Consider the following 23085-nt stretch of genomic DNA (forward strand, 5'->3'; position numbering starts at 1 on the left):
GTCTGGTCAGAAGAACCTTGCTCGAGCGGGCTAGGGCGGTTGCGTGGATTTTGCGAATAGCCAGACCTGCCTCCTCCAAATGCTTCACAACCAGTCCCGAAATCATCAGCCTTGCGGTTCTGCTGCACTTCCGCTTCCGGCCCTCGCTTCGAACTGCCGAAAACCTTCCATACGAGCGGGGCATCGACGAGAGCCACGAAACTGTCCGCTATTAGTGGAACAGGTTCGGCCCGATGTTTGCTGCTGAGACCAGTCCGAAGCATGTGCAGGAGCGGCGGACAACCAGCAAAGATTGGTTGACAGCAGAGCCGCCTACAAGCTGAAACGCGCCGCCGCTCGCGCCGAGTGGCGTCAACTTTGTTCCGGATAGCTTCACGATTTCCGCGGCAAACTGAGACTGGTTCGATGTGTTTCACGCTTTAAGTTACCGGCGTGAGCTTTGTGTGAATTTGCCTGATACCACTAGTCTTTGGGTTCTTGGTTCGAAGAATCCATAATTCGCATTAGTCCAAAATATGGTAACATTTGAGATCATTCACACTAAGAAATGATCAGAATTTGATGCAGGTTTTTCTCGACCGCGGCGCGTGAGTTCCAGCGGGTTGGGAGGAAAACATGTCACAAATCACCATAAAGGGTGCACAGATTTGGGATGGCGTATCTGAGGCACGCTACCCCGGTGTTGTCACAATTTCGGGGAATAAGATCACCTCAATTGCCAAGGGCGAAGACACTCCGGCAGAACTGTCGGGCGAAGTTATCGACGGCACAGGGCACACTTTGATGCCGGGCATGGTCGAAGGCCATTGCCACCCGAGTTTTACTGGCGTTGGCGAGCCATGGGAGCTTGGTCAACTTTGTCCCGAACAGCATATGCTGCTGACAGCGCAAAACCTGCGTTTGCTCTTGAGTCACGGCTTTACGTCGATCTTCGAAGCGGCCTCGGCCAAGCCTATGCTGGGCGTGACGGCACGGGATGCAATTAATGAAGGGATGCTGGACGGCCCGCGAATGCGTGCCTCAAGCCCCGAGATCACCACGACCGCGGGCTTGGGAGATGAGCGTAAGCGCCACATATATCAGGAAAGCTTCGGTCTGGTCGCAGACGGTCCCATTGAGATGCGCCGAGTTGCTCGGGAATGCGTGCGGGACAATGTCGACAACATGAAAATCAACATTTCCGGGGATGAGTTCGTGTCATTTGCACGGGCTGAAATCACACCGCTGGAGGATGATGAACTCGCCGCTTTCATGGCCGTGGCGCGCAAATATGGAAAGACGGTCGCCGCCCATGCGCGATCATCAGAGTCCGTGAAAATGGCTGTGCGGCATGGCCTCGATTGCATCTACCATTGCGACTTTGCCGATGAGGAAGCGCTCGACATGCTCGAGGACGCGAAGGATCGCGTTATCCTGGGTCCCGCCTTTGGACTGGTTCACAACGCGACCCGCGAGGGCGAAGTGGTCGGCATCACCAAAGAGGTCGCCGAGCAGCTCAACCTGTTCCGCAAGTTCGACGCCACATGCGCGACTTACCATGAAATCCGCAAACGCGGGCTGCGCGTGGCGGTCGGCGGTGACTATGGTTTTGCGGTCACTCCGATGGGTCAGAACGCCCGCGATATCGAACACTTTGTCCGGTACTTCGGCTATTCGCCCGTCGAAGCGTTGCGGTGTGCCACAACAGTCGGCGCGCAACTGATGCAGATGGAAGACCAGATCGGTCAGGTCAAAGAGGGCTTTCTGGCCGACTTACTGCTGGTCAAAGGCGACGTCACCAAAGATGTGAGCCTGGTTCAGCATCAAGAGAACCTGTCGATGATCATGAAGGACGGGGTGATGTTCAAAGACCCCCGGACTGGAATCAATGCAGGCGGCTTGATCCGCGCTGCCGAATAAAATCAATACGTTAGGGAGGAAACGCATGCGTATTTTGAAAACCGCGGCAGCAGCCGCGACTCTGGGGCTGTTTGCCGGATCGGCGATGGCGGATGGATATCAAGGGGTGCCGCGCACCTTTCTGTGGAACCCCGGCGCGTCGGAAATCTATGACGCCGCCGAGTACAAGAAAGAGGGGCCGTATACGATCGGTTTTTCGAACGCCTCGATCTCGAACCCGTGGCGCGTCGCGATGTTGCACGGCATCGAAGCAGCAGCAGAGCGCAACGCGGACAAGCTGAGCCGCTTCATCATAACCGACGCCAATGACGACCCCAGCAAACAGGCCGCAGATGTCCAGGACCTGATCGCGCAAGGCGTCGATATCCTGTTGATCTCGCCAGCCACAGCCGAGGCGATGGACCCGGTCATTCGCCGCGCCAAACGGCAGGGTATCCCTGTGGTTCTGGTCGACCGTTCGGTGCCTTCGGACGAGAACTTCATCAGCTTTGTCACAGCGTCTGATCAGGCGTTGGGACGGATTTCAGCCCAATGGCTGGCCGAGAAGCTGGACGGAAAAGGCAAAGTCGTGATGCTGGGCGGTCTGGCCGGGGCATCCCCAGCCGAGGCCCGCATTCAGGCCGCGATGGAGGTGTTCAACCAATTCCCCGAGTTGGAGGTTCTGGAAACCCAGTATACCAGCTGGTCGCCTGCCAACGGCAAGACGATCATGTCTGCGCTGATCCAGAAATACGGGGATGAAATCTCGGGCGTCTGGGCCGACTCGGGTCTGCAAGGCTCGGGCTCGATCGAAGCATTCCTGGCCGCCGGATACGAGGCGGGCACCATCCCGCCGCACACCGGTGGTGACTTCAACGCGATGTATCAGCTGTCGGTGAACAACGACGTGCCGATGGTTGGCATCGACTATCCACCAGCGATGGGTGCCCGTGCCTTCGAGATTCTGTTCGACGTGTTGGACGGCAAAGGCATTCCGAAGCGGATCGAAGTAAACCAGCAGGTGGTTGTGTCTGAAGGGCACGAAACACCATCCGTGCAGGCCGACGTGTTTGTCGCGGACTATGCGCTGATGGACAAGCCGGGTTCCGTCATCATGTCCTCGGGCGTTGGGGCCGACTACGACCCGGCCACATTCTCGGCGGTCTATCCCAAGTAATCGGGATCAAAGCGGGCAGGGGCGGCATCACACCGCCCCGCCACCACGGGAGGAGAAAACAATGGCACAGCCATATCTGGCCGCGCGCGGCCTCAGCAAGTCATTTGGTCCGAACGAAGTTCTCAAAGGGATTGAGTTCGAAGTCCACGGCCACCATTCCGTCGCGCTGTGCGGTGAGAATGGGGCAGGCAAGTCGACCCTGATCAAACTGCTGACCGGGCTCTACACGCCGACCGGCGGACATGTGGAGTTCGAAGGCCGGGAAGCAGGTTGGTCTGATCCGCGCCAAAGTCTTGCCGCAGGGATCGCGGTCGTGCATCAGGAGTTTTCAGTACTGGGAGCTCTTTCGATTGCCGAGAACATTTATTTGGGTGCCGAACCGCGCACCAAGATGGGTCTGATCGACCGCAGGGCGTTGAAGCGGGATGCGCAGGCGTTGCTGGATGATCTGGGGATTTCTCTGAACCCTGACGATCTGGTTGAAACCCTGTCCGTTGCCGACAAGCAGATGGTTGAGATTGCCAAGGCCTTAAGGGTCGAAGCCAAGGTTCTGATCTTGGATGAACCAACAGCCGTGCTGAGCCAGAATGAAACCAAGCACCTGTTCCGCATCATCAATGACTTGCGGGAACGCGGTATGGGGCTGGTTTATGTCTCGCATCGGCTGGATGAGATTTTCGAAATTTGCACCGACATCACGGTGATAAAGGACGGGGTCGTGACCTCGAAAGGGCCGACCACGGATTATACCCATGACAGCGTGATTGCTGCCATGGTGGGGCGCGAGCTTGGTGACCTCTTCCCGCACAAGGCCGCGAACCCAACGGCGGGCGAGAAGGTGCTGGAGGTTGAGAACCTTCTGGTTGCTCCGCACCTTCCGCCTGCCAGTCTGGATGTTCATGCGGGCGAGATTGTCGGGCTGGCGGGTCTGGTCGGTTCCGGCCGAACCGAACTGGCGCTTGCTCTGTTCGGCGCGGCCCCCTCGACGGGCAATGTGAGCTTAATGGGTGAGCCGATGCCGCACCGTGATCCGGCGGGCTGTATCGAAGCGGGCATATTGATGCTAACCGAGTCCCGCAAGGATGATGGGCTTTTCCTTAACTCCTCGGTCGCGCGGAACTTCGCAGCGACGACGCCAGGGTTTGGTGTGCATCACAATGCCATACCGCCGGGGCATGAGGAGCGTCGCGCAGCGGTTCTGAAGGACCGGCGCGGCGTGGTGGTTGACCATGTGGGCCTGCCGATCTCGGCGCTATCCGGGGGCAACCAGCAAAAGGTGTTGATTGCACGCTTGCTTGAGAACCGCCCCAAACTGTTGATCCTCGACGAGCCAACACGCGGCGTAGATGTCGGTGCGAAATCCGAGATCTACAAGACCCTGCGCGAGTTGGCGGACGAAGGTATGGCCTTGTTGGTGATCTCGTCCGAACTGATCGAAATCGTAGGGCTGTGTGACCGCGTCCACGTCATGCGCGACGGTGAACTGGCGAAAGAGCTGGTCGGAGATGAGATCACCGAAGAGGCGATCATCACCGTGGCCGCCGCCGAAACCTCAACCCATCACGGAGTAGCGGCATGAGCACGATCGCACGCGCCACACGCGCCCAGCCCGTTCATCTGGTTGTCATCGCCCTGATTGCCATCGTCTTCGTGATTGGCTTTTCGGCCTCGGACCGCTTTGCAACCCCGCTCAACATGGCCAATGTACAGGATCAGATGGTCGCCCTTGCGATTGTCGCCCTGGCGCAGACTATCGTGATATTATCTGGCGGCATCGACCTCAGCTATGCCGGGGCGCTAAGTTTCCTCTGCGTGGTCTTTGCGGCCATAGCCGGGGACTCGGCGGGTGCCTTGTTGTTGGCAATGGCTGCCGTGGTCGCCCTCGGCATTCTGATTGGCATGATCAACGGAGGCATCACAGCCTATGTCGGTGTGCACCCGCTGATCACCACGCTTGGGACGTCGACGATCCTTGCGGGCGCTGCGCTGCTGATCACCCGCCAACCTTCGGGCTCGGTGCCTTTGTTCTTTGAGGATTTCACATATGGCCGTCTGGGCGTGATGCCCTTTGGCATGATTTTTGTCATCGCGCTGTATCTGCTGATCGGCTTCATGCTGTGGCGCACGACCTTCGGCACCCGCATCTATGCCATCGGTGACAACGAGGCCGCTGCGGCCGTTTCAGGCTTGCCGGTGAGACAGACCAAGGTGGCGATCTATGCACTGTCAGGTCTGCTATGCGCCGTCGCCGCCATGTACATGACTGGACGGTTCGGCGTCGGCGACCCGCGAGCGGGCGTTGGGTTCGACCTTCGCTCAATCACGCCAGTGATTGTTGGCGGTACGCTGCTGGCCGGAGGCAAAGGCGGCGTCCTGGGAACCGCGCTGGCGGTGATCCTACTGGCGTTTCTTGCCAATGTTCTGAACTTTATGAACATCTCCAGCTACTACCAGTGGATCGCCGAAGGTCTGATCATCATTGCGGCCGTTTCATTCTTTGCAGGAAAGGGCAAGTCATGACCGCGACCGCCACAAACCCCGCAAACTCCAAACCCAACCGCAATACAGTGCGCGCGACACAGCGCCGAGAGCTCCTGATTCTGCTAGGGTTTCTCGCGGTGATTTGGGCAGTGACGACAGCTTTGTCGCCACGGTTTCTGACACCTGCAAACCTGAAGGACATTCTGATTCAGGCCGCACCGCTGGGCTTTGTTGTCATCGGTCAGATGATCGTGATTATCGTGCGTGGTCTCGACCTGTCGGTCGCTTCGATCATGGCTACGGTCGCAGTTCTATCGACCGCACTGATCGATTCAACACCGGTGATCTTCATCGTGGGTCTGCTGTTGGGCGCGTTCATCGGCGCGATCAACGGCTATCTCGTGGCCTATCGGAAGGTGACCCCGTTTCTTGCGACACTGGCCACGATGATCGTGCTGCAGGGCATACGCTTTGCTTACACAAAGGGCGCGCCGGGCGGGACCTTACCGGAAATGTTCCGATGGCTCGCGACTGGTGACATTCTTGGAATTCCCGTCGCATTGATTGCGTTAGCCGTCGTTGGGTTTGGGATGCACTGGCTGCTGGAACGCACCGTCTTTGGCCGTCGATTGAAACTCTACGGAGATAGTCCCGAAGCCGCTTATATGACCGGAGCACCAACCAAGTTGCTGGTCGTCATGGCCTTTGTCATCTCTGGTGTACTGGCGGCCATCGCAGGGCTGTTTCTGGTGGGCTATGTCGGGATCGTCGATAACTGGACGGGCCGCGGCTACGAGTTGGACAGCATCGCAGCGGCTGTAATCGGTGGCGCGGCGTTATCGGGTGGCAAGGGCTCCGTCCCCGGAGTTTTGCTGGCGGCGTTGATACTGGTGTCTTTGTTCAACATCGTCGTCATTCTGGGATTGTCCATCGAGTTGCAGTTGGTGATCAAAGGCACGCTGATTATCCTTGCAGCGGCCGTGTACATGAAACGGTCGCAAGGCTGATCTAGAGCAACGCCCATGTCCCAGGATGACAAATCAAATGTGCAACGCATTGCGACGATCCTGAAAGGGTTCGACGCAGGCAATACACCGCGTCGAACGCATGACATCCTTGAAGATCTGGGCGTTACCCGCTCGACCGGCTTTGGCTTGCTGCGGGCAATGGTGGCTGCAGGTTGGTTGGAACGGTTCGACCACGGTTTTCTGCGACTGGGTCCCAAGGCCAGAAGCCTGATCTACGCTGCACTTGAGGTTCCGGAATCCACCGAAGGGAAAAAGTTCTCGGCAAGACCGGGGGTTTCGGCAGCGGAAATGAAAGGCAATGCACCAGACCTGGAGTGGGACCCGGCGTTGGTTCGAACTGTCGATGCAAGCCGGTATCGGCGCGCGGCCCCATTTCGTATCGGTTTTTCCAACGCGTCAACCAGCAACGCATGGCGCCGCGCCATGTTGCAAAGTCTGTATTACGCGGAACGGATTGCCCAATCTCAGATTGAAGCCCTGATCGTGCTGGATGCACAGGACGACCCGGCCTTACAGCTTTTGCAGATTGATGAGCTGGTGTCGCAGGGCATAGATCTTTTGCTGATCTCCATTACCTCGGTCAATGATCAAGCGCTGAGTGACCGGCTGGGCGAGCTGGCCGACCAAGGCCTGCCGATCGTGGCCGTGGACCGACGGCCAAACGATCGCTCTTCGCTGGTTTCATTTGTCACAGCGTCGGACAGCCGGATCGGACGTATCAGCGCGCAATGGATGGCTGAAACCCTCTCAGGCCAGGGTCGCGTCTGGATGCTGAGCGGGCTTGAAGGGGCCAGCCCAGCCCTGCGCCGACAGCAAGCTGCACTGGCGGCCTTTTCTGCTTTCCCAAACATCAGGGTTGAAAACGTTAGCTATACCGACTGGACCGAAGCGGGTGGCTACGACGCAATCGAAAAGGTTCTGGCCGAGGCGCGCCGTCCACCAGACGGGGTCTGGTGTGACAGCGGTTTGCAAGGTGTGGGTTCAGTCAAACGCTTTCTGGATGGCGGATTCGAAATCCCGGCCCATACCGGCGGCGATTTGAACGAAATGTACAAACTCTGTCTGCACCACAGGGCACCGATGGCCGCGCTGGACTATCCGGCCAGTATGGGCGCACGGGCGCTGGGACTGGCTTTGGATATCCTTGGTGGGAATACGGTGCCGCGGCGCGTTGAGGAACCCGTGCAGATCGTGCTGCCGCGGGGGCTTGAAACCGCCTCGGTCAAAGCAGACGGCTGGGCTGAACTGCATGTCGCTTGGGATTTGCCGGACGACGCAATCCTCTCGCAAGGCCCGGCCCTGCGCCGAGACAAACGAACCAAAAAAAGGAGCGCTATCGGATGACCCATTCTGCCTACGCCCGCGCAGTCGACGCTTTTGAAGCCCTCATATCGGCGCCGGGGCGTGATGCCCTTGCCTCTCCGGCGGGATTGATCCGGGCGGCCGGGGTGCCCGCAAGCAGCGGCTATCGCCACACCGCCACGCTTGAGGCTGAGGGGATGTTGCGCCGGGACGCGCACGGACACTATTTGCCCGGAATGTCTGCCATTCGCGTTGGCCTGCAGGGATTTGGCCTGGGACGGCTGGCACCGTTGGTGCAGCCGATCCTCCTGCAACTGCGGCAGAGCACGCAACTCACATCCTTTCTGGCCGTTGCGCAGGATATGGAACTTCATATGGGCCCCTACACGATAGGCCGTGAGACGCGCGGAATGACTGTGCAGCCGTCTTACGGGTTCGAATCCATCCCCGACCTTGTGATTGGCGACGTTTCGGAAGTCGGTTTGCGCTGGTTTGAAGGGTCGGTCGCCAGGCGTACCACTGTGGCATTGATCCCCGTTGAAAGCTCTACCAGCAGCATCGCGTTGATCGGTCTGGTCTTGAATGCAACGCGTGGTGCCAGCGATTTGCATATCCGTGCATTGCAACAGGCTTTTGGGCAAACCAAAGAGGAAGCGACCTGAATTATGCAGGCTTTCTGGGATCGTCAGTTCAAGTTTTCCGAGGTTATTCCGAATTTTGCCGCAGCGCTGGAACGCATGGCGCAGGACAGTCGTTCCGTCTCGGAGCAGTTGCAGTTTTCTCGCGCTGTGTATGGCGATCACCCCCGGCAATGGGTGGAGTGGGCCGAGGGCACTGGCCCTCAGGCCGTGCTGCCCGTGATCGTCCACGGCGGCTATTGGCGGGCGCTGCAGGCAGAGACACATCGTTTCATGATACCCAGCTTCCTGTCGGCTGGGGCGGCGGTTGCCAACGTCGAATATCGCCTGATGCCCGAAGTTCGGTTGGCCGATGTCGTCGCCGACACCAAGTTGGCCTTGCGCGCGTTGTCCGGGATTTTTCCAAACGCTCAGTTCGTGCTGGTCGGGCATTCCGCCGGAGCGCATCTTGCCTTGTCCGCCGTGACCGATCCGGAGTTGGCGGCGCGAACACTTGGGGTTCTCGCGCTCAGCGGGGTGTATGATCTGGCCCCGGTGAGGTTGTCTTTTCTGCAGTCCGAATTGGCATTGTCGTCGGACGAAGTCGCAGAATTCACACTGTCGCCTCAGTCTGACCGTCCGCCCGTTCTTTACGTGAACGGCAGTGCGGAAACCTCCGAGTATCTTCGAGGCGGCGCATTGATGTCGCAATCTGTCAACGCTGATTGGCATTTGATTGACGAGGCCGACCACATGTCCTTAACGTGGGCTGCTTGTGATCGGGTCGACGCGCTTCTGTCCAAACTTTATTCTCTGGGAAACACCAAATGACACCGAATTTACCCGATACAGGAACGTTCGTCGGCCGGGTCTGGCTGCCGCAGGCGCAAGGTCCCGCGCTTGTGGTGCGCCGGGGCGACGGTCTGCTCGACATCACCTCGCCAGACCTGCCAACAATGCAGGCATTGCTTGAATCGGAAGATCCGGCTGCGGTCGCCCAAACCTCTGATGGCACAGTCATTGGGAGCATTGACGAGGTTGTTACCAACTCGACCGAAGCTCCGGACGCCGCGAAGCCCTATTTTCTGGCACCTTCCGACTTGCAGCCGATCAAGGCGTGCGGCGTGACTTTTGTGTCGTCGATGCTGGAACGCGTGATCGAAGAAAAGGCCAAGGGCGATCCGGCCAAAGCAGACGCAATTCGGGCTCGCTGCACCGAGATTTTGGGCGACAGCTTGCGCGCGGTTGTGCCCGGGTCAGACAAGGCGATGGCGCTGAAAGAAGCCTTGATCGCGGAAGATGTATGGTCGCAATACCTTGAGGTGGGAATTGGACCGGATGCCGAAGTATTCACCAAATCTCAGGCAATGTCGGCGGTGGGCTTTGGCGCAAGCATCGGTCTGCACCCGATCTCAACCTGGAACAACCCCGAACCCGAGGTGGTTCTTGCAGTGGACAGCTTGGGCCGTATCAAAGGCGCGACCCTAGGCAATGACGTGAACCTGCGCGATATCGAAGGGCGTTCAGCCTTGTTGCTGGGCAAGGCAAAGGACAACAATGCCTCTTGCGCCATCGGCCCCATGCTGCGCTTGTTCGATGACAGTTTCGGTCTTGATGACGTTCGCCAAGTTGAACTGACATTGCGCGTGACCGGCGAAGAAGGGTTCGAATTGCACGGAAAAAGTTCAATGGCCGAAATCAGCCGAGATCCGGAAGACCTGGTGGCGCAAGCGCGTGGCGCACACCACCAATACCCTGATGGGTTCTTTCTTATGCTGGGTACGTTGTTTGCGCCGACACAGGATCGGGATGCACCCGGCGGTGGGTTCACCCACAAAATGGGCGATCTGGTCGAAATATCGAACCCCGCGCTTGGGCGGCTGGCCAATACGGTACGCCTGTCGACCGAATGCCCGCCCTGGGTCTTTGGGACAAGCGCACTTATGAAAAACCTTGCTGCACGCAAATTGATCTAAGGAACGACCAATGAATGGAAACAGCCTGATTGCCGGACGGTGGGTGGCGGGCGAGGGCAGCTTTCAGTCTGCCCCTGCCACCGGAGTCGCCAAAACTTATTCTGCGGGTACGCCGACACTGGTCGCGGAAGCCTGCGCAGCTGCCGAAGATGCCTTTTGGACATATGGGTATTCCAAACGCGAAGATCGTGCGGCGTTTCTGGAACGCATCGCTGATGAGATTGAAAAACGCGGGTCAGAGGTCACAGAAATCGGCTGTTCTGAAACCGGTCTGCCAGCTGCGCGGCTGGAAGGCGAGCGGGGTCGCACAACCGGGCAACTGCGCCTTTTTTCCGATCATATCCGCGATGGCGCATATCTGGATTACCGCCACGACGCGGCCTTGCCGGACCGTCAGCCCTTGCCGCGCCCGGATCTGAAGATGGTGCAACGCCCGATTGGTCCAGTGGCCGTCTTTGGCGCGTCGAACTTTCCCTTGGCCTTTTCAACTGCTGGCGGTGATACCGCAGCAGCTTTGGCCGCGGGGTGTCCAGTGGTGGTCAAAGGTCATCCTGCGCATCCGGGTACAGGTGAGATCGTGGCCGAAGCGATTGACGACGCGCGAAAGGCCCTGGACCTGCATCCGGGCGTTTTCAGCTTTGTGCAGGATGGCGGCGTCGCCGTTGGTGGCGCGTTGGTTCAGAACCCGTTCATCAAAGCGGTCGGTTTCACAGGGTCCTTGCGCGGTGGTCGCGCCCTGTTCGACCTTTGTGCGGCGCGAGATGAACCGATCCCGTTTTTTGGCGAGTTGGGATCGGTCAATCCGATGTTCCTGCTGCCCGGAGCGCTTAAGTCACGTAGCACCGAGATCGCGCAGGGGTGGGCTGCGTCCTTGACGATGGGGGCAGGGCAGTTCTGCACCAATCCCGGGATCGCCGTTGTCCCAGAAGGCCCGGATTCCGAGGCATTCATCTCCCAAGCTGCTGCCGCAATGCAAGAAACCGTTCCGCAAACGATGCTGACAGACGGCATTGCCCAAGCGTTTTGTGAGGGTCGGGATCGGATTGCATCGACGCCAGATGTGACGACGGTGGTCTCTGGAACAACACAGAACCGCGATGCGGGTGCCTTTCTTTACCGGGTTTCTGCCGACGCTTTCGAAGCCAATCCAGTCTTGGCGCATGAGGTTTTTGGACCGTTGGGCGTTGTGGTCGTCGCAAAAGATATCACTGCCTTCGCCTCAATCGCCCGGGCGCTGGAAGGTCAGTTGACCGCGACCCTTCATATGGACCCTGACGACAGTGCGCATGCCGCACAGCTGTTGCCCATTTTGGAACGTAAGGCCGGTCGGGTATTGTTCAACGGATTTCCCACTGGCGTCGAAGTTGCCGACAGCATGGTGCATGGCGGTCCATATCCCGCTTCAACGAACTTTGGGGCAACCAGCGTAGGGACACTCTCAATCCGACGCTTCTTGCGACCGGTTTGCTATCAGAACTTGCCCGAAGAATTCAGCATCAGTGCATGAAGTTCCACAGACCGGAGGTTTTTTGGATCGTCGTTGGCAACACTCCTTTCACTGTTAGGTGAGAGGAGTGGCGCGCCGGAAGCGGTCAGATATAGTCAAACGCCCATTCGTTATAGCCTTGCTCTCCCCGGTACCACAGAACTTTGTCCGTTTCCGACTCTCCGTGATTCCAACGCTGTTTGGTGCCTTGTCCCATCGCCCTGCGAACCAAGGCGCGTCGCTTTTGGCTGAGAACAATGTCGTGGATCAGTGCGGCCTCATCCCACTTGTCGTTGACTTCATTGACAAAGCTGTCCACCAATTCGCGATGGTCTGCGGACTCTGCAAGGTTCGTGCGTTCATTCGGATCGTTATGTAGATCAAACAGCATGATCCCATCATGGGACGACGAGATGAACTTGTAATTCTCGCGGCGTATCATGAACATCGGAACCTTCGTCGCCTCGGCCAAGTATTCGGCATAGACGGCGCGCTGTGGGGGCGGGTCGCTCCGGTCAGTCAGGGACAAGAGGTCCGTGCCTTCCAGCGGCTCCACGGGGCTTTCAATCCCGGCAATGCTATTCAGTGTGGGAACAAGATCGACGAGAGACGTCAATTCCTGCACCCGTTGTGGGGCAATACCGGGACCGGTGATAATCAGGGGAATACGCAGCGACTTCTCAAAGAAGTGCTTTTTGAACCACATCCCCCGTTCGCCCAGCATTTCGCCGTGATCCGAGGTGAAAATGATGACAGTGTTCTGGTCCGCCCCCGTTGCCCGTAGCGCATCCATGATCCGGGTCATCAGGCTGTCGATGTAGCTGATCGATCCGTAGTAGGCGCGGATGGCTCGGGCCACGTCCTCATCACTGAATTGAATGCCCAACATGCCGAAATCCTTCAGCAAGCGGACAGAGTGAGGATCGTGTTCGTTTTCCGACAATGCCCCTACGGCGGGCATTGGGATGTCTTTTCCTTCGTAGAGGTCCCAGTACTCTTTCCGGCACAGGTAGGGTTCATGCGGATGGGTGTAAGAGACTTGCAGGAAGAACGGACGCTTGTCATCGCCCCGGGCCATGTCGAAAATATGTTGTATCGCCTTGAACGTAACCTCTTCGTCATAGTCGATCTGAACCGACCGCTCGCAAATCCCTGCGATGCGCACGGCCCGGGGATCGTTTGTGTCGCGTTTGCCCTCGTTTTCCCAATTGGGAACCCAGGCGAAATCACCGGGATACAGGTCTGCTGTCAGGCGCTTTTCAAACCCGTGGAACTGATCTGGGCCAATGAAATGCATCTTGCCCGACAGCGCTGTTTGATACCCCGCCGCGCGCAGGTAATGCGCATAAGTCGGAATCTCGGCTGAAAACTCTGCTGCATTGTCATAAGCGCCGACTTTCGACGACAGCTGCCCTGTTGCCATCGAAAAGCGGGACGGTGCACAAAGCGGATAGTTGCAATAAGCGGTCTCAAACACGACGCCACGCGTGGCCAGATCATCGATGGTCGGGGAGTGGCAGATTGTGTCTCCGTAGGCGCGCAGGGCAGAGGCCGTCAGTTGGTCGACCTGAAAGAACAGGATATTCGGGCGAGAGTCGGTCATGTCACCCCCGTCCCATCAGGCTGCGGACATATCCCACCGGGCCGGTTTCGTACCATTTCTTGTGACCACGCTCACGCGAGGAAATGCCAAAGCTTTGCGATACACGGTCAATGACGATGGCCAGAAACACGATGCCCAACCCACCGACGGTCGCCAGACCCATGTCCAGACGCCCGATGCCGCGCAGAACCATCTGGCCCAGACCAGTCACGGAAATCATCGAAGATACCACAACCATGCTCAGGGCCATCATGATGGTCTGGTTCACGCCTGCCATAATGGTCGGCATCGCCAAGGGCAACTCGACCTTATAAAGCGTCTGCCGGTTTGATGCGCCAAAGGCGCGCGCGGCCTCGACCATATCGCCACGAACCTGCCGGATGCCCAGATTGGTCAGGCGCACCACCGGCGGCAAGGCATAGATAAAGGTCACGATCACGCCCGAGACGTTCCCGATGGAAAACAGCATCACGATGGGTACCAGATAGACAAAGGACGGGATCGTTTGCATCAGATCGAGCATGGGCTGCAAGACCGTCCAGAACCGATCATTCTTAGCCGAATAAACGCCCAGCGGGATGCCAATCAGCGAACAGAACACCACGCAAGTCAGCACGATGGACAAGGTGGTCATGCTTTCTTCCCATGCACCCATCAGACCGATGGCAAGCATACAGGCTGCCGAGATCAGACCCAGACGGCGACCGCCTGCCTGCCAGGCCACCAAAATGATCAGCGCCAGTACCAGCAGATCAGGGGCCTGGGTCAGGGCGTCCTCCAACCCGGTCAGAACTATCTCAAACGGCACCTTGATCGCCTGAAAGATGAAGCGGAAATTGGTCACCACCCATTGCAAGAAGGTTTCAACCCATGTGCCGACGGGGATCCATTCGGTGTCAAAAATATTCCAGATATCCATGATTTCGCACCTTACCCGCGCAACGCAGTTAACGCGTCCTTGATAGTGATCTGCCCGACTGAGGCCTGATCCGGGTTGACAACGGTAACCGGAGACTGATCCTCCATGAAGAGATCAATGATCTCTCCCAGCTCAGCGTTGACGCGCACGGTTTTTTCCGTGGCCTCCCGCCCGTTCATTGGTTCCATGATGGATTCAGCCCTAACCAACGCGACTCGGCTGATGCCTTTCACGAACTCGGCGACATAGTCGTCCTTCGGGCTGGTCACGATTTCTTCGGGCGTACCGATCTGAACGATCTCACCATCGTTCATGATCGCGATGTGATCCCCCATCCGGATGGCTTCATCCAGATCATGAGTGATGAACAGCGTGGTCTTGTGCATATGCGCGGACAGGTTCAGGAACTGGTCCTGCAATTGGCGACGGATCAGCGGATCGAGCGCCGAGAATGGTTCATCCATCAAAAGGATTTCGGGGTCTGCCGCGAGTGCGCGGGCCAGACCGACACGTTGCTGCATGCCGCCCGAAAGCTGATCGGGGTAGTGATCAATCCATCCACCAAGGTCCATTGCTTCCAGTGCCTTGATCGCGGCCTCGCGCCGCGTTTCCAAATCGACGCCGCGGACTTCCAGACCAAATCCAACGTTTTCGCCCAATGTGCGGTGCGGCCACAACGCCATGTGCTGGAACACCATGCCAATCGTTTCGGCCCGCAATTGGCGCAGCTCATCTTCGCCCATCGTGTCCACGCGTTGACCAGCCACATGAATTTGGCCTGACGTCGGTTCAATCAAACGGTTCACATGGCGCACAAGGGTAGATTTGCCGGATCCCGACAAACCCATGATGCAAAAAATCTCGCCTTTCTTGACGCTGAAGCTCGCGTCCCGAACGCCAAGAACACAGCCAAATCTGTCGCGCACTTCGTCTTTCGACAAACCCTCTGCGAGGACCGCTTTCATGGCTTCGTCCGAGCGGTTTCCGTATATTTTCCAGAGGTCACGACACTCGATCTGCGCATCACTCATTGTATCGTTCCTTCAAAAAACCGGGGCGGCCCGATGCGCCGCCCCTCAGTCAGTGGGGAGGATCAGTTCGCAGCTGCGGCCGCTTCGGCCACCCAGGCGTCGAATTGCTCTTGGTTTTCTGAAATCCAGTCGGCCGCGTGGCGCTGGAAGTCTTCGAGCGTGTTTTCCCCATCGCGCAGTTTCACCTGCGCCGCGTTGACTGCGCTGATCGGGATATCGACGAGTTCAAAGAACTTTGCAGCGGCAGGGTTTTCTTCGAGAAAGTCGTTGTTCGCAACGATGTAAACGTCGTTGACGGCAAAACCCGCATCCATCGCGCCGTCGCTTTGAACACCGATCTGCACCACGTCTTCACCGGGGACCAGAACATCGCTGATCCAGTTTGGCGTCCAAGTGTAATAGAGGATGGCCCCGCCTTCGTTGTATCGTGTGATGGTGTCCGCCATGATCGCGAAATAGCTGCCCTGATCATGTTGCACGGTGTCACGCAGGCTCAAGTTGTCCAGATGATCCTCAATTGCGATTTCGCATCCCCAACCGGGGTTGCAGCCGGACAGGTTGGCACGTCCATCCCCATCCGCATCGAACAGGGCAGCAATGGCAGGATCAGAAAACTGTTGTACACTGGTTATGCCATTCGCTTCGGCGGTCTTCTTGTCGATAAAGAACCCCTGACCCGCACCGGTTATGCCAGCTTTCACGCGTGTCATGGTGCTTTCACCACCGGATTTGTCAAAAAAATCGTTATGAAGGGGCTTCCAGTGATTGAACGTGTAATCAGCATCACCGGATGCGACAGCCAGATGAACGGCGGGGAAATCAGCCTCCAAAGTTTCTTCCACGTTGTACCCCAGGGCCTCTAGGCCCTGCTGCACGACCATATGTTGGAACCATGCGTTGGCGGGTGACCCCTTGATGGGCGACACGTCGACCCCTGCGCCGGGCTGATCCGCGGCAAACGCCGGAAGTCCAAGCACGGTTACAACCGCCACAGTGCGAGCAAGATTGGAAACGTCTGTCATGTTTTCCTCCCTGAAGTATTTGAAGACCCGTCAGGCCAGTTTCTTCTCTGGGGCGATTTTTTGTCATCCGAATGCAGTTGTGAAGTTCCAAAATACCATCCAGTTTGTTAACCACTGCGTTATGGTAAACTTGCGCAAAACTCTTACAAAGCTGCCACATTTGATCACCTTCGAAGCGGCATGCAGAAATTCAAACTTTACACGGGCGGCAGAAGAGTTGGGCGTCACGCGCGTGTCAGTCAGCCGTCAGATTGCCGAACTGGAACAAGAGCTTGGAGCGACGCTGTTCGTCAGGGATCACCGAAAGACCTCTTTGACATCTGCCGGCAGGCTGCTGGAGGCAGAAGTGGCACCGGCCCTGCATCAAATTGCAAACGCTATTCAAAACGTCTCAAAGACATCGGGTGATGTTCCGCTGACGGTAACGACGACGACGGCGTTTGCGACGTACTGGCTGATGCCGCGTATGGTCGATTTCAGCAATCAATTCCCCGAAGTCGAACTGAACCTCGTTGTCACGGACCGCAAACTGGATCTTGCGGCCGAGAACATCGATGTGGCGATCCGCTATGCCAAGGACAAACCTCTTGGAGACAATGTGACACCCTTGTTGCGAGAACGGATATTCCCGGTGCTCAGCCCGAAGTATTCGCCCAATACCTCTCTGTCGGAACCCGCTGATCTGACGAGAGAAAACTTGCTTCATCTCTCCGGTATCTATCGGCCCGAGGCGCGGTGGCCGCATTGGTTCAGTGCCAATGGTCTGGTGTTGCCAGCCGAGTCCACCAAAGTTGCCTTGAATACTTACATCAACATGCTTCAGGCCGCGATCGCAGGGCAAGGGATCGCTTTGGCTGGGAACCCATTGGTGGACCCGTATCTTGCGGACGGAACTCTGATGAAGCTGGATGGTTTTTTGGAGATCGAGCGTGACTACTTTTATTTGATCAACGCAACGACAGACAGGGATGACGCCGAAAAGTTCTGCAGTTGGGTAATTGAACAGGCGGCTTAGAAACGCGGGGTTCGGCGAGCGCCAAGCTCTTACAGGTTCATTGCGAGCGTCATATTTTCTTGGCTTGGGGCTTCACGGCAAAATACCGAGACCGTCTTACAGGAATGGGTCGGAAACTCTCCGTGGCCAAATTTTCTTGACAATGACACCGGTGTCATGACATCGGTGTCATATTCAGCAAGAATCGGCAATCGGGCGAGGGAGGAAGTCGGTTGGCCACGATTTACGACGTTGCAAAGCGCGCTGGCGTGTCACCCAAAACGGTGAGCCGTGTCCTGAACCGCGACGCGCCTGTTTCTGAGCACACCAAAAAAGCCGTAACCGAGGCGATGGATTCGCTGGGTTATGTTCCGTCTCATGCCGCTCGGTCGATCAAATCCAACAAGTCCGGCCTGATTGGGCTGATCACGGGCGCGATCAGCAATGCCGACGAGGTGGCCTCGCCGGCAGGTTTGCCCGAGCTTTTCATCGTCCAAGGTGCGCAGGCAATCATAGAGCGTTCACAAAAAACCCTTTTGATCTCGGATACGGGGGGGCGGCTGGACCGCGTCCCGGACCTGATACGGACGTTTCAGGAGCATCGGGTAGAAGGCATTTTGTACATTGCGGACCACCATAAGCCGCTAGAATTGGCTTTGCCCGGTAAGGGCATCCCGAAGGTGCTTGTGAACTGCTTTGACGATATCGGCACTCCTTCTGTTATTCCGGACGACGAAGGCGGCCAATATCAGTTGACCAAGGCCGTGATCGGTGAAGGGCACAAGCGGATCGCCTATTTGACGCTGGCCCCCGAACTAGAGGCAACAAGGCTTCGCATGCGCGGATATCGTCGCGCGCTGGAAGAAAGTGGTCTGGTCGTGGACCCCGGCCTTGTACAGGCAACCGACCTGTATGGTGGACCGGGAGAGCATCAGCTCATTTGGGACGCGCTTGAAAAGTTCTTTGCAAATGATGTCCCGCCAACGGCTGTCTGCTGCGGCAACGACCGTTTGGCGATGGCGGTCTACGGCATCTTGCGGCGCAAAGGACTTGCCGTTCCCGAGGATGTATCGGTTGTCGGCTACGACGACCATCGATTGATCTCGGAAACGCTGTATCCGGCGCTTACCACGGCCGAACTTCCTTACAGCGCGATGGGTGCGCGCGCGGCACAAATATTGCTGGACTTGTTGTCTGAGGATGCGGGTGCTCAAGACACGCCGGTCAAGATCAGCGGCGAGATCAAGCTTCGGGCGTCGCTGGTCGCCCCACGCTTGGCTCACGCAAAGAACATTATCAGTCTTAAAGGGAGGACCGAAACATGAAGGTAGGAGTGACCATTGCGGCGCTTTTTGCAACCGGGCTCGCCGGGTCTGTGTCAGCGCAGACCGAACTTAGCCTTTGGTACCACGGAGCAGGCAGCGCGAACGCCGAAGAGGCGTTGGTCAATCAGTTGGTCGAAGAATTCAACGCCAACCAGTCAGACTGGAAGGTTGTGATCGAGACGTTCCCGCAACTCGCCTATAACGATGCTGTTGGCGCTGCCGCGCTGGCTGGGGAACTGCCTGACATCCTGGATGTTGACGGTCCGGTCATGCCCAATTGGGCCTGGGCAAACTATATGCAGCCGCTTGGCATCGACGAAGCAAAGCTGGAAGGCTATCTTCCCGGACCGATCGGACGGTGGAACGGCGAGGTCTATTCCGTCGGGCTTTGGGACGCGGCCGTCGCGCTGTCGACGCGCCGTTCGACCTTGGAAAAGTACGGCATTCGTGTTCCCACCCTTGATGCACCCTGGAGCCTTGATGAATTCAACGGCGCACTTGAAGCCATAGCTGCCTCGGGTGATTTCGAATACCCGCTTGACCTCGGTATGGCTTGGAAAGGCGAGTGGTATCCCTATGCGTTCTCACCATTCTTGCAGAGTTTTGGCGGCGATATCGTCGATCGTTCGACCTATCAAAGTGCCGAAGGTGCCCTCAATGGCGACGAGGCGATTGCGTTTGGTGAATGGTGGCAGGGTCTTTTCGAGAATGGCCATGTTCCGGGCACAAGTCAGGATGCCGCGGACCGAGAAACTGGCCTCTTGGATGGGAAATACGCCATGTCATGGAACGGCAACTGGGCTGCATTGCCGGTTGTCGAGGCTTTCGGTGACGACGCGTTGTTTCTGCCTGCGCCCGATTTTGGAAACGGATCAAAAATCGGCGCTGCCTCATGGCAGTTCGGGATTTCTGCGACGTCCGAACATCCTGAGGGCGCGCGCGCCTTTATCGAGTTTGCACTTCAGGACCGTTGGTTCGCCGCCTTTTCGGATGGCACCGGCTTGATCCCTTCAACGGCAAGCGCTGCGGCGGATACGGTAAACTACGCGCCGGGCGGCCCGCTCGAGGTGTTTTATGGGCTGTCCGAAGCCCAGGCGCTCGTGCGTCCTGTGACGCCGGGATACATTGTTCAGGCCAAAGTCTTCGAAAAAGCGTTGTCGGATATTGCCAACGGCGCTGATGTTGCCGACACGTTGGACGCGGCGGTGGACGAAATAAACGAGGATATCGACAGCAACGGCGGCTACGGCCACTAAACGAACCTTCCAGTTCGCCCGGCCCATGGCCGGGCGGCAAACACCCTTTCCAAGGAACTCGTCCAATGGCTTCGAAACTAACGCGGTCCAATCGCGCTGGCTGGCTGATGGCCTTTCCCGGCATAGGGCTGATCGCCGCCTTCATCATTCTGCCCTTCTTTCTGGCATTTGCATTTTCCTTGACGAACCAGCGTTTGGCATCGCCCAATCCGACCGAATACGTGGGTTTCAAGAACTACCGCGATCTTTTGGGGCTGGCGGTTTTCACGCTCGAGCCCGAGCGGGATGATGCCGGCAACGCGGTGGTCGAAGATGGCGAAATCCAATATCCCCGCCTGCGGACATTCACCCGTCGCAATCCCGACTATCCGCATCTGGAAGGCAAACGGGAATGGTTCAGTTGGCAGTCGGGTGAGAACCGAACGGTCGTTCTGGCCTCGGACGTTGTTTTCATGAAAGCGTTGGTCAACACATTCACGTTCGTGCTGGTCGTTGCCCCGGTTCAGGCCGGAATTGCCCTTGGTCTGGCGTTGCTGATCAACCAAAAACTCAGAGGGATCAGCTTTTTCCGGGCGGTCTATTTCATGCCGGTCGTTGTGTCGATCGTCATCGTCTCGCTGCTTTGGAAATTCATCTACTCGCCCGGCGATGGTCTTTTGAATAACGTTCTTTCGGGTCTGACTTTTGGCGCGTTCGAACCCCGAGACTGGCTTGGAGACACGTCAACAGCCCTTGGGTCGATAATCGCCATGTCAATTTGGCAGGGCGTGGGCTTTCATATGGTGATCTGGCTGGCTGGCCTGCAGACGATCTCTCCCACGCTATACGAAGCTGCCGAGATCGAAGGCTCGTCCAAGCTGCAGACATTCCGGTACGTCACGTGGCCAGGGTTGAGAAACACGGCGATCCTGATCCTGATCGTGATCACCATGCAAGCCTTCGCCCTGTTTGCGCAGATCGACATCATGACGCAAGGCGGCCCGCTCGACAGCACGCAAGTGTTGGTTTTTCAGGCTGTTGAACGCGGCTATGGCAAACAGGATATCTCAGGCGGTTCAACGATTTCCGTGATCCTGTTCGTGATCGTCCTGTGCATCTCACTCATTCAACGCTGGCTCACGCGAGAGAGGAACTGATGGCACTTGTAACCCCAGATAACAGCGGGCTTCGTCTGTTCACGCGCTATGCCGTGCTTGTCCTCGTCGCGGTGATTTTCATCTTTCCGTTGCTGTTTATGGCAATGTCGTCGTTGAAACCCGATCAACAGCTTCTGGCGGACACAAACAGTCTGCGGGCCTTCCTGCCGGTCGGCGACCTGTCTTTCAACAACTACACGGATGCTTTTGCCCGGGCACCAATCGGTGTCTTTGTCTTCAATTCGGTTGTGATTACCGGTGTTACGGTTGTTCTGACGCTCTTTGTCTGTTCGCTGGCCGCGTTTTCCTTCGTCTTTCTGGATTGGAAAGGTCGCGACGTTGTTTTTTCCATCCTGCTGGCGACCCTCATTGTTCCGTACGAGACGATTTTCATTCCGCTGCTGTTGATGGCGTCCCAGCTTCCTTGGATTGGGGCAGAGGGGCTTGAGATCGGATGGTTGAACACTTACCGGGTTCAGATCATTCCCTTCATCGCGGATGGTCTTTCGATCTTTCTTTTTGTCCAGTATTTCAAAGACCTTCCACGCGAACTGATCGAAGCCAGCCGGGTCGAGGGCGCAAGCTGGTGGACGATCTATCGCAAAGTGGTCATGCCACTTTCGGGACCGGTTATCGCAACAGCGGCGATCCTGAAATTCCTGTTCATGTACAATCAATACCTGTGGCCGCTGATGGTCGTGCAGGCCGAGGAAATCCGCCCGGTGATGATCGGGCTTGGCTACTTCACCGATCAGCTTAACGTCCCATGGGGAGAGGTAATGGCCTATCTGACAATTATCACCGTGCCGGTCCTTGCCTTCTACCTGTCGCTGCAACGTGTTTTCATCGCATCTGTGGCCTCGACGGGGGTCAAAGGCTGATGGTTCTGGCGCTTGACGATAAATGGGTTTGGGACAGCTGGTATGTCCACGATGGCGACCTGTGGCATTGCTACTTCCTGCAAGCAGACAAGGCGATTGGCGATCCGGAGCAGCGCCATTGGAACGTCAGCTACGGCCATGCCACTAGCCGCGATCTTGTGGACTGGGACCATCTGGGGACGTGCTTTGGCCCTAGCACCAGCCTGGCTTGGGATGATTTCACGACCTGGACCGGCTCGGTCGTTCGGGGTGACGACGACAAGTGGCACCTGTTCTACACAGGAACCAGCAAAGACGGGGGCGGAAAACACCAAAAACTCGGACACGCGATTTCTGACGATCTGCACAACTGGGAGCGCGTTGGAAACGGCCTGATCCTTGACCGAGACGCGCGGTATGAAGAGTTTCAGCAGGGGCGATGGCACGACCGTGCATTCCGTGATCCATGGGTTATTCGCGATCCAGACGGGGGGTGGCTTATGTACTTCACGGCGCGGGACGCTAGGGCAGAGCCGAAAATGGAAGCGGGATCAATCGGCTTTGCGACCTCGGATGATATGTACACCTGGACGCTTCAAGACCCCGTCTACACTGGTGGTTTTGGCGAGCTGGAGGTGCCGCAGGTCTTTGAATGGGGCGGGCAATGGTACTGCCTCTTTTGTACGGCGGCTCGATTCTGGTCGGGCAACGCTGTGTCGACCATCGGAGAGCCCGCGAAGACCGGTACGCATTACCTGATTGGCGAAAGCCCACGTGGCCCCTGGCGGATCGCGCCCGGTCCAATCTTGGATTGCGATCACCCCGGACAGCGATACGCCGCGCGCATTGTCGACACCGGTACGGAAAAACGACTTTTGGGGTTTCTGATGACCGACCCGGTGGATGGAGGTTTTCCCGGTCTGATCGCCGATCCCGAAACTGTCGTACGCAAACCCGACGGGCGTCTTGCGCTCGCAATCCGGGACTGAGAGGA

20 protein-coding genes and 1 pseudogene are annotated in these 23085 nt (G+C 57.5%); 17 read left to right on the forward strand and 4 right to left on the reverse strand.

Annotated features, from left to right (window positions below; translation table 11 throughout):
* Positions 1-56: 56 nt before the first annotated feature.
* The 11 genes and pseudogenes from RA28_RS22985 to RA28_RS05945 form a co-directional block, all read left to right on the forward strand.
* Positions 57-290 (forward strand): annotated as a pseudogene (locus RA28_RS22985) (IS6 family transposase); the annotation flags it as partial.
* 325 nt (positions 291-615) lie between these two features.
* A complete protein-coding gene (locus RA28_RS05900; RefSeq protein ID WP_039524508.1) occupies positions 616-1899 on the forward strand; it encodes a metal-dependent hydrolase family protein in 1284 nt (427 codons plus the stop codon).
* Between the two features lie 25 nt (positions 1900-1924).
* A complete protein-coding gene (locus RA28_RS05905; protein ID WP_052261287.1) occupies positions 1925-3055 on the forward strand; it encodes a substrate-binding domain-containing protein in 1131 nt (376 codons plus the stop codon).
* A 61-nt stretch (positions 3056-3116) separates the two neighbouring features.
* On the forward strand, positions 3117-4634 hold the full coding sequence (locus RA28_RS05910; RefSeq protein WP_039524516.1) for a sugar ABC transporter ATP-binding protein: 1518 nt from the start codon (positions 3117-3119) through the stop codon (positions 4632-4634).
* Positions 4631-5575 (forward strand): ABC transporter permease, encoded by a 945-nt coding sequence (locus RA28_RS05915; protein ID WP_039524519.1) that lies wholly within the window; start codon positions 4631-4633, stop codon positions 5573-5575. The genes RA28_RS05910 and RA28_RS05915 overlap by 4 nt, the downstream gene beginning before the upstream one ends.
* Positions 5572-6543, forward strand: coding sequence for an ABC transporter permease (locus RA28_RS05920; protein WP_039524522.1), 972 nt, complete (start codon positions 5572-5574; stop codon positions 6541-6543). The genes RA28_RS05915 and RA28_RS05920 overlap by 4 nt, the downstream gene beginning before the upstream one ends.
* A 15-nt stretch (positions 6544-6558) precedes the next feature.
* Positions 6559-7908: a substrate-binding domain-containing protein gene (locus RA28_RS05925; RefSeq protein WP_039524526.1), complete on the forward strand. Its 1350-nt coding sequence runs from the start codon at positions 6559-6561 to the stop codon at positions 7906-7908.
* Positions 7905-8528 carry a helix-turn-helix domain-containing protein gene (locus RA28_RS05930; RefSeq protein ID WP_039524530.1) on the forward strand — a complete coding sequence of 208 codons (624 nt, stop codon included), beginning with the start codon at positions 7905-7907 and terminating at the stop codon, positions 8526-8528. The genes RA28_RS05925 and RA28_RS05930 overlap by 4 nt, the downstream gene beginning before the upstream one ends.
* Before the next feature lie 3 nt (positions 8529-8531).
* Positions 8532-9314: an alpha/beta hydrolase gene (locus RA28_RS22175; protein WP_052261288.1), complete on the forward strand. Its 783-nt coding sequence runs from the start codon at positions 8532-8534 to the stop codon at positions 9312-9314.
* Complete coding sequence (locus tag RA28_RS05940) at positions 9311-10459, forward strand: fumarylacetoacetate hydrolase family protein (RefSeq protein ID WP_039524533.1); 1149 nt, start codon at positions 9311-9313, stop codon at positions 10457-10459. Before RA28_RS22175 ends, RA28_RS05940 begins: the two co-directional genes overlap by 4 nt.
* A gap of 10 nt (positions 10460-10469) precedes the next feature.
* Positions 10470-11966 carry an aldehyde dehydrogenase (NADP(+)) gene (locus RA28_RS05945; protein ID WP_039524536.1) on the forward strand — a complete coding sequence of 499 codons (1497 nt, stop codon included), beginning with the start codon at positions 10470-10472 and terminating at the stop codon, positions 11964-11966.
* A gap of 85 nt (positions 11967-12051) precedes the next feature.
* Here RA28_RS05945 and betC read toward each other — a convergent pair whose 3' ends face one another.
* From betC to proX, 4 genes are all read right to left on the reverse strand, one after another.
* Complete coding sequence (gene betC / locus RA28_RS05950) at positions 12052-13548, reverse strand: choline-sulfatase (RefSeq protein WP_052261289.1); 1497 nt, start codon at positions 13546-13548, stop codon at positions 12052-12054.
* Position 13549: 1 nt separating this feature from the next.
* Entirely contained in the window at positions 13550-14467 is a 918-nt protein-coding gene (locus RA28_RS05955) for an ABC transporter permease (RefSeq protein WP_039524538.1), read from the reverse strand.
* Positions 14468-14478: 11 nt separating this feature from the next.
* Positions 14479-15498 (reverse strand): quaternary amine ABC transporter ATP-binding protein, encoded by a 1020-nt coding sequence (locus RA28_RS05960; protein WP_039524540.1) that lies wholly within the window; start codon positions 15496-15498, stop codon positions 14479-14481.
* A gap of 62 nt (positions 15499-15560) precedes the next feature.
* Positions 15561-16520 (reverse strand): glycine betaine/L-proline ABC transporter substrate-binding protein ProX, encoded by a 960-nt coding sequence (gene proX / locus RA28_RS05965; RefSeq protein WP_039524541.1) that lies wholly within the window; start codon positions 16518-16520, stop codon positions 15561-15563.
* Between the two features lie 130 nt (positions 16521-16650).
* On the opposite strand from proX, the gene RA28_RS05970 reads away from it, so the two are divergent.
* From RA28_RS05970 to RA28_RS05995, 6 genes are all read left to right on the forward strand, one after another.
* Positions 16651-17535 (forward strand): LysR substrate-binding domain-containing protein, encoded by an 885-nt coding sequence (locus RA28_RS05970; protein WP_193747356.1) that lies wholly within the window; start codon positions 16651-16653, stop codon positions 17533-17535.
* A 212-nt stretch (positions 17536-17747) separates the two neighbouring features.
* Positions 17748-18839 (forward strand): LacI family DNA-binding transcriptional regulator, encoded by a 1092-nt coding sequence (locus RA28_RS05975; protein WP_052261291.1) that lies wholly within the window; start codon positions 17748-17750, stop codon positions 18837-18839.
* Complete coding sequence (locus tag RA28_RS05980) at positions 18836-20095, forward strand: sugar ABC transporter substrate-binding protein (RefSeq protein ID WP_152612021.1); 1260 nt, start codon at positions 18836-18838, stop codon at positions 20093-20095. The genes RA28_RS05975 and RA28_RS05980 overlap by 4 nt, the downstream gene beginning before the upstream one ends.
* A gap of 65 nt (positions 20096-20160) precedes the next feature.
* Positions 20161-21231: a carbohydrate ABC transporter permease gene (locus RA28_RS05985; protein ID WP_039524543.1), complete on the forward strand. Its 1071-nt coding sequence runs from the start codon at positions 20161-20163 to the stop codon at positions 21229-21231.
* A complete protein-coding gene (locus RA28_RS05990; protein ID WP_052261292.1) occupies positions 21231-22112 on the forward strand; it encodes a carbohydrate ABC transporter permease in 882 nt (293 codons plus the stop codon). The genes RA28_RS05985 and RA28_RS05990 overlap by 1 nt, the downstream gene beginning before the upstream one ends.
* Positions 22112-23080, forward strand: a complete 969-nt coding sequence (locus tag RA28_RS05995; RefSeq protein WP_039524545.1) for a levansucrase — start codon at positions 22112-22114, stop codon at positions 23078-23080. Before RA28_RS05990 ends, RA28_RS05995 begins: the two co-directional genes overlap by 1 nt.
* The last annotated feature ends 5 nt before the right edge of the window (positions 23081-23085 follow it).

It is taken from the genome of Ruegeria sp. ANG-S4, assembly GCF_000814005.1.
Classification (GTDB): domain Bacteria; phylum Pseudomonadota; class Alphaproteobacteria; order Rhodobacterales; family Rhodobacteraceae; genus Ruegeria.

Bases quoted from the DNA above. Each gene is read 5' to 3' on its own strand.
- RA28_RS05905 (WP_052261287.1), top strand. From the start codon at position 1,925: ATGCGTATTTTGAAAACCGCGGCAGCAGCCGCGACTCTGGGGCTGTTT.
- RA28_RS05900 (WP_039524508.1), top strand. From the start codon at position 616: ATGTCACAAATCACCATAAAGGGTGCACAGATTTGGGATGGCGTATCT.
- RA28_RS05955 (WP_039524538.1), bottom strand. From the start codon at position 14,467: ATGGATATCTGGAATATTTTTGACACCGAATGGATCCCCGTCGGCACA.
- RA28_RS05920 (WP_039524522.1), top strand. From the start codon at position 5,572: ATGACCGCGACCGCCACAAACCCCGCAAACTCCAAACCCAACCGCAAT.
- RA28_RS05960 (WP_039524540.1), bottom strand. From the start codon at position 15,498: ATGAGTGATGCGCAGATCGAGTGTCGTGACCTCTGGAAAATATACGGA.
- RA28_RS22175 (WP_052261288.1), top strand. From the start codon at position 8,532: ATGCAGGCTTTCTGGGATCGTCAGTTCAAGTTTTCCGAGGTTATTCCG.
- RA28_RS05945 (WP_039524536.1), top strand. From the start codon at position 10,470: ATGAATGGAAACAGCCTGATTGCCGGACGGTGGGTGGCGGGCGAGGGC.
- RA28_RS05985 (WP_039524543.1), top strand. From the start codon at position 20,161: ATGGCTTCGAAACTAACGCGGTCCAATCGCGCTGGCTGGCTGATGGCC.
- RA28_RS05980 (WP_152612021.1), top strand. From the start codon at position 18,836: ATGAAGGTAGGAGTGACCATTGCGGCGCTTTTTGCAACCGGGCTCGCC.
- RA28_RS05940 (WP_039524533.1), top strand. From the start codon at position 9,311: ATGACACCGAATTTACCCGATACAGGAACGTTCGTCGGCCGGGTCTGG.
- RA28_RS05990 (WP_052261292.1), top strand. From the start codon at position 21,231: ATGGCACTTGTAACCCCAGATAACAGCGGGCTTCGTCTGTTCACGCGC.
- RA28_RS05910 (WP_039524516.1), top strand. From the start codon at position 3,117: ATGGCACAGCCATATCTGGCCGCGCGCGGCCTCAGCAAGTCATTTGGT.
- RA28_RS05930 (WP_039524530.1), top strand. From the start codon at position 7,905: ATGACCCATTCTGCCTACGCCCGCGCAGTCGACGCTTTTGAAGCCCTC.
- RA28_RS05995 (WP_039524545.1), top strand. From the start codon at position 22,112: ATGGTTCTGGCGCTTGACGATAAATGGGTTTGGGACAGCTGGTATGTC.
- proX (WP_039524541.1), bottom strand. From the start codon at position 16,520: ATGACAGACGTTTCCAATCTTGCTCGCACTGTGGCGGTTGTAACCGTG.
- RA28_RS05925 (WP_039524526.1), top strand. From the start codon at position 6,559: ATGTCCCAGGATGACAAATCAAATGTGCAACGCATTGCGACGATCCTG.
- betC (WP_052261289.1), bottom strand. From the start codon at position 13,548: ATGACCGACTCTCGCCCGAATATCCTGTTCTTTCAGGTCGACCAACTG.
- RA28_RS05915 (WP_039524519.1), top strand. From the start codon at position 4,631: ATGAGCACGATCGCACGCGCCACACGCGCCCAGCCCGTTCATCTGGTT.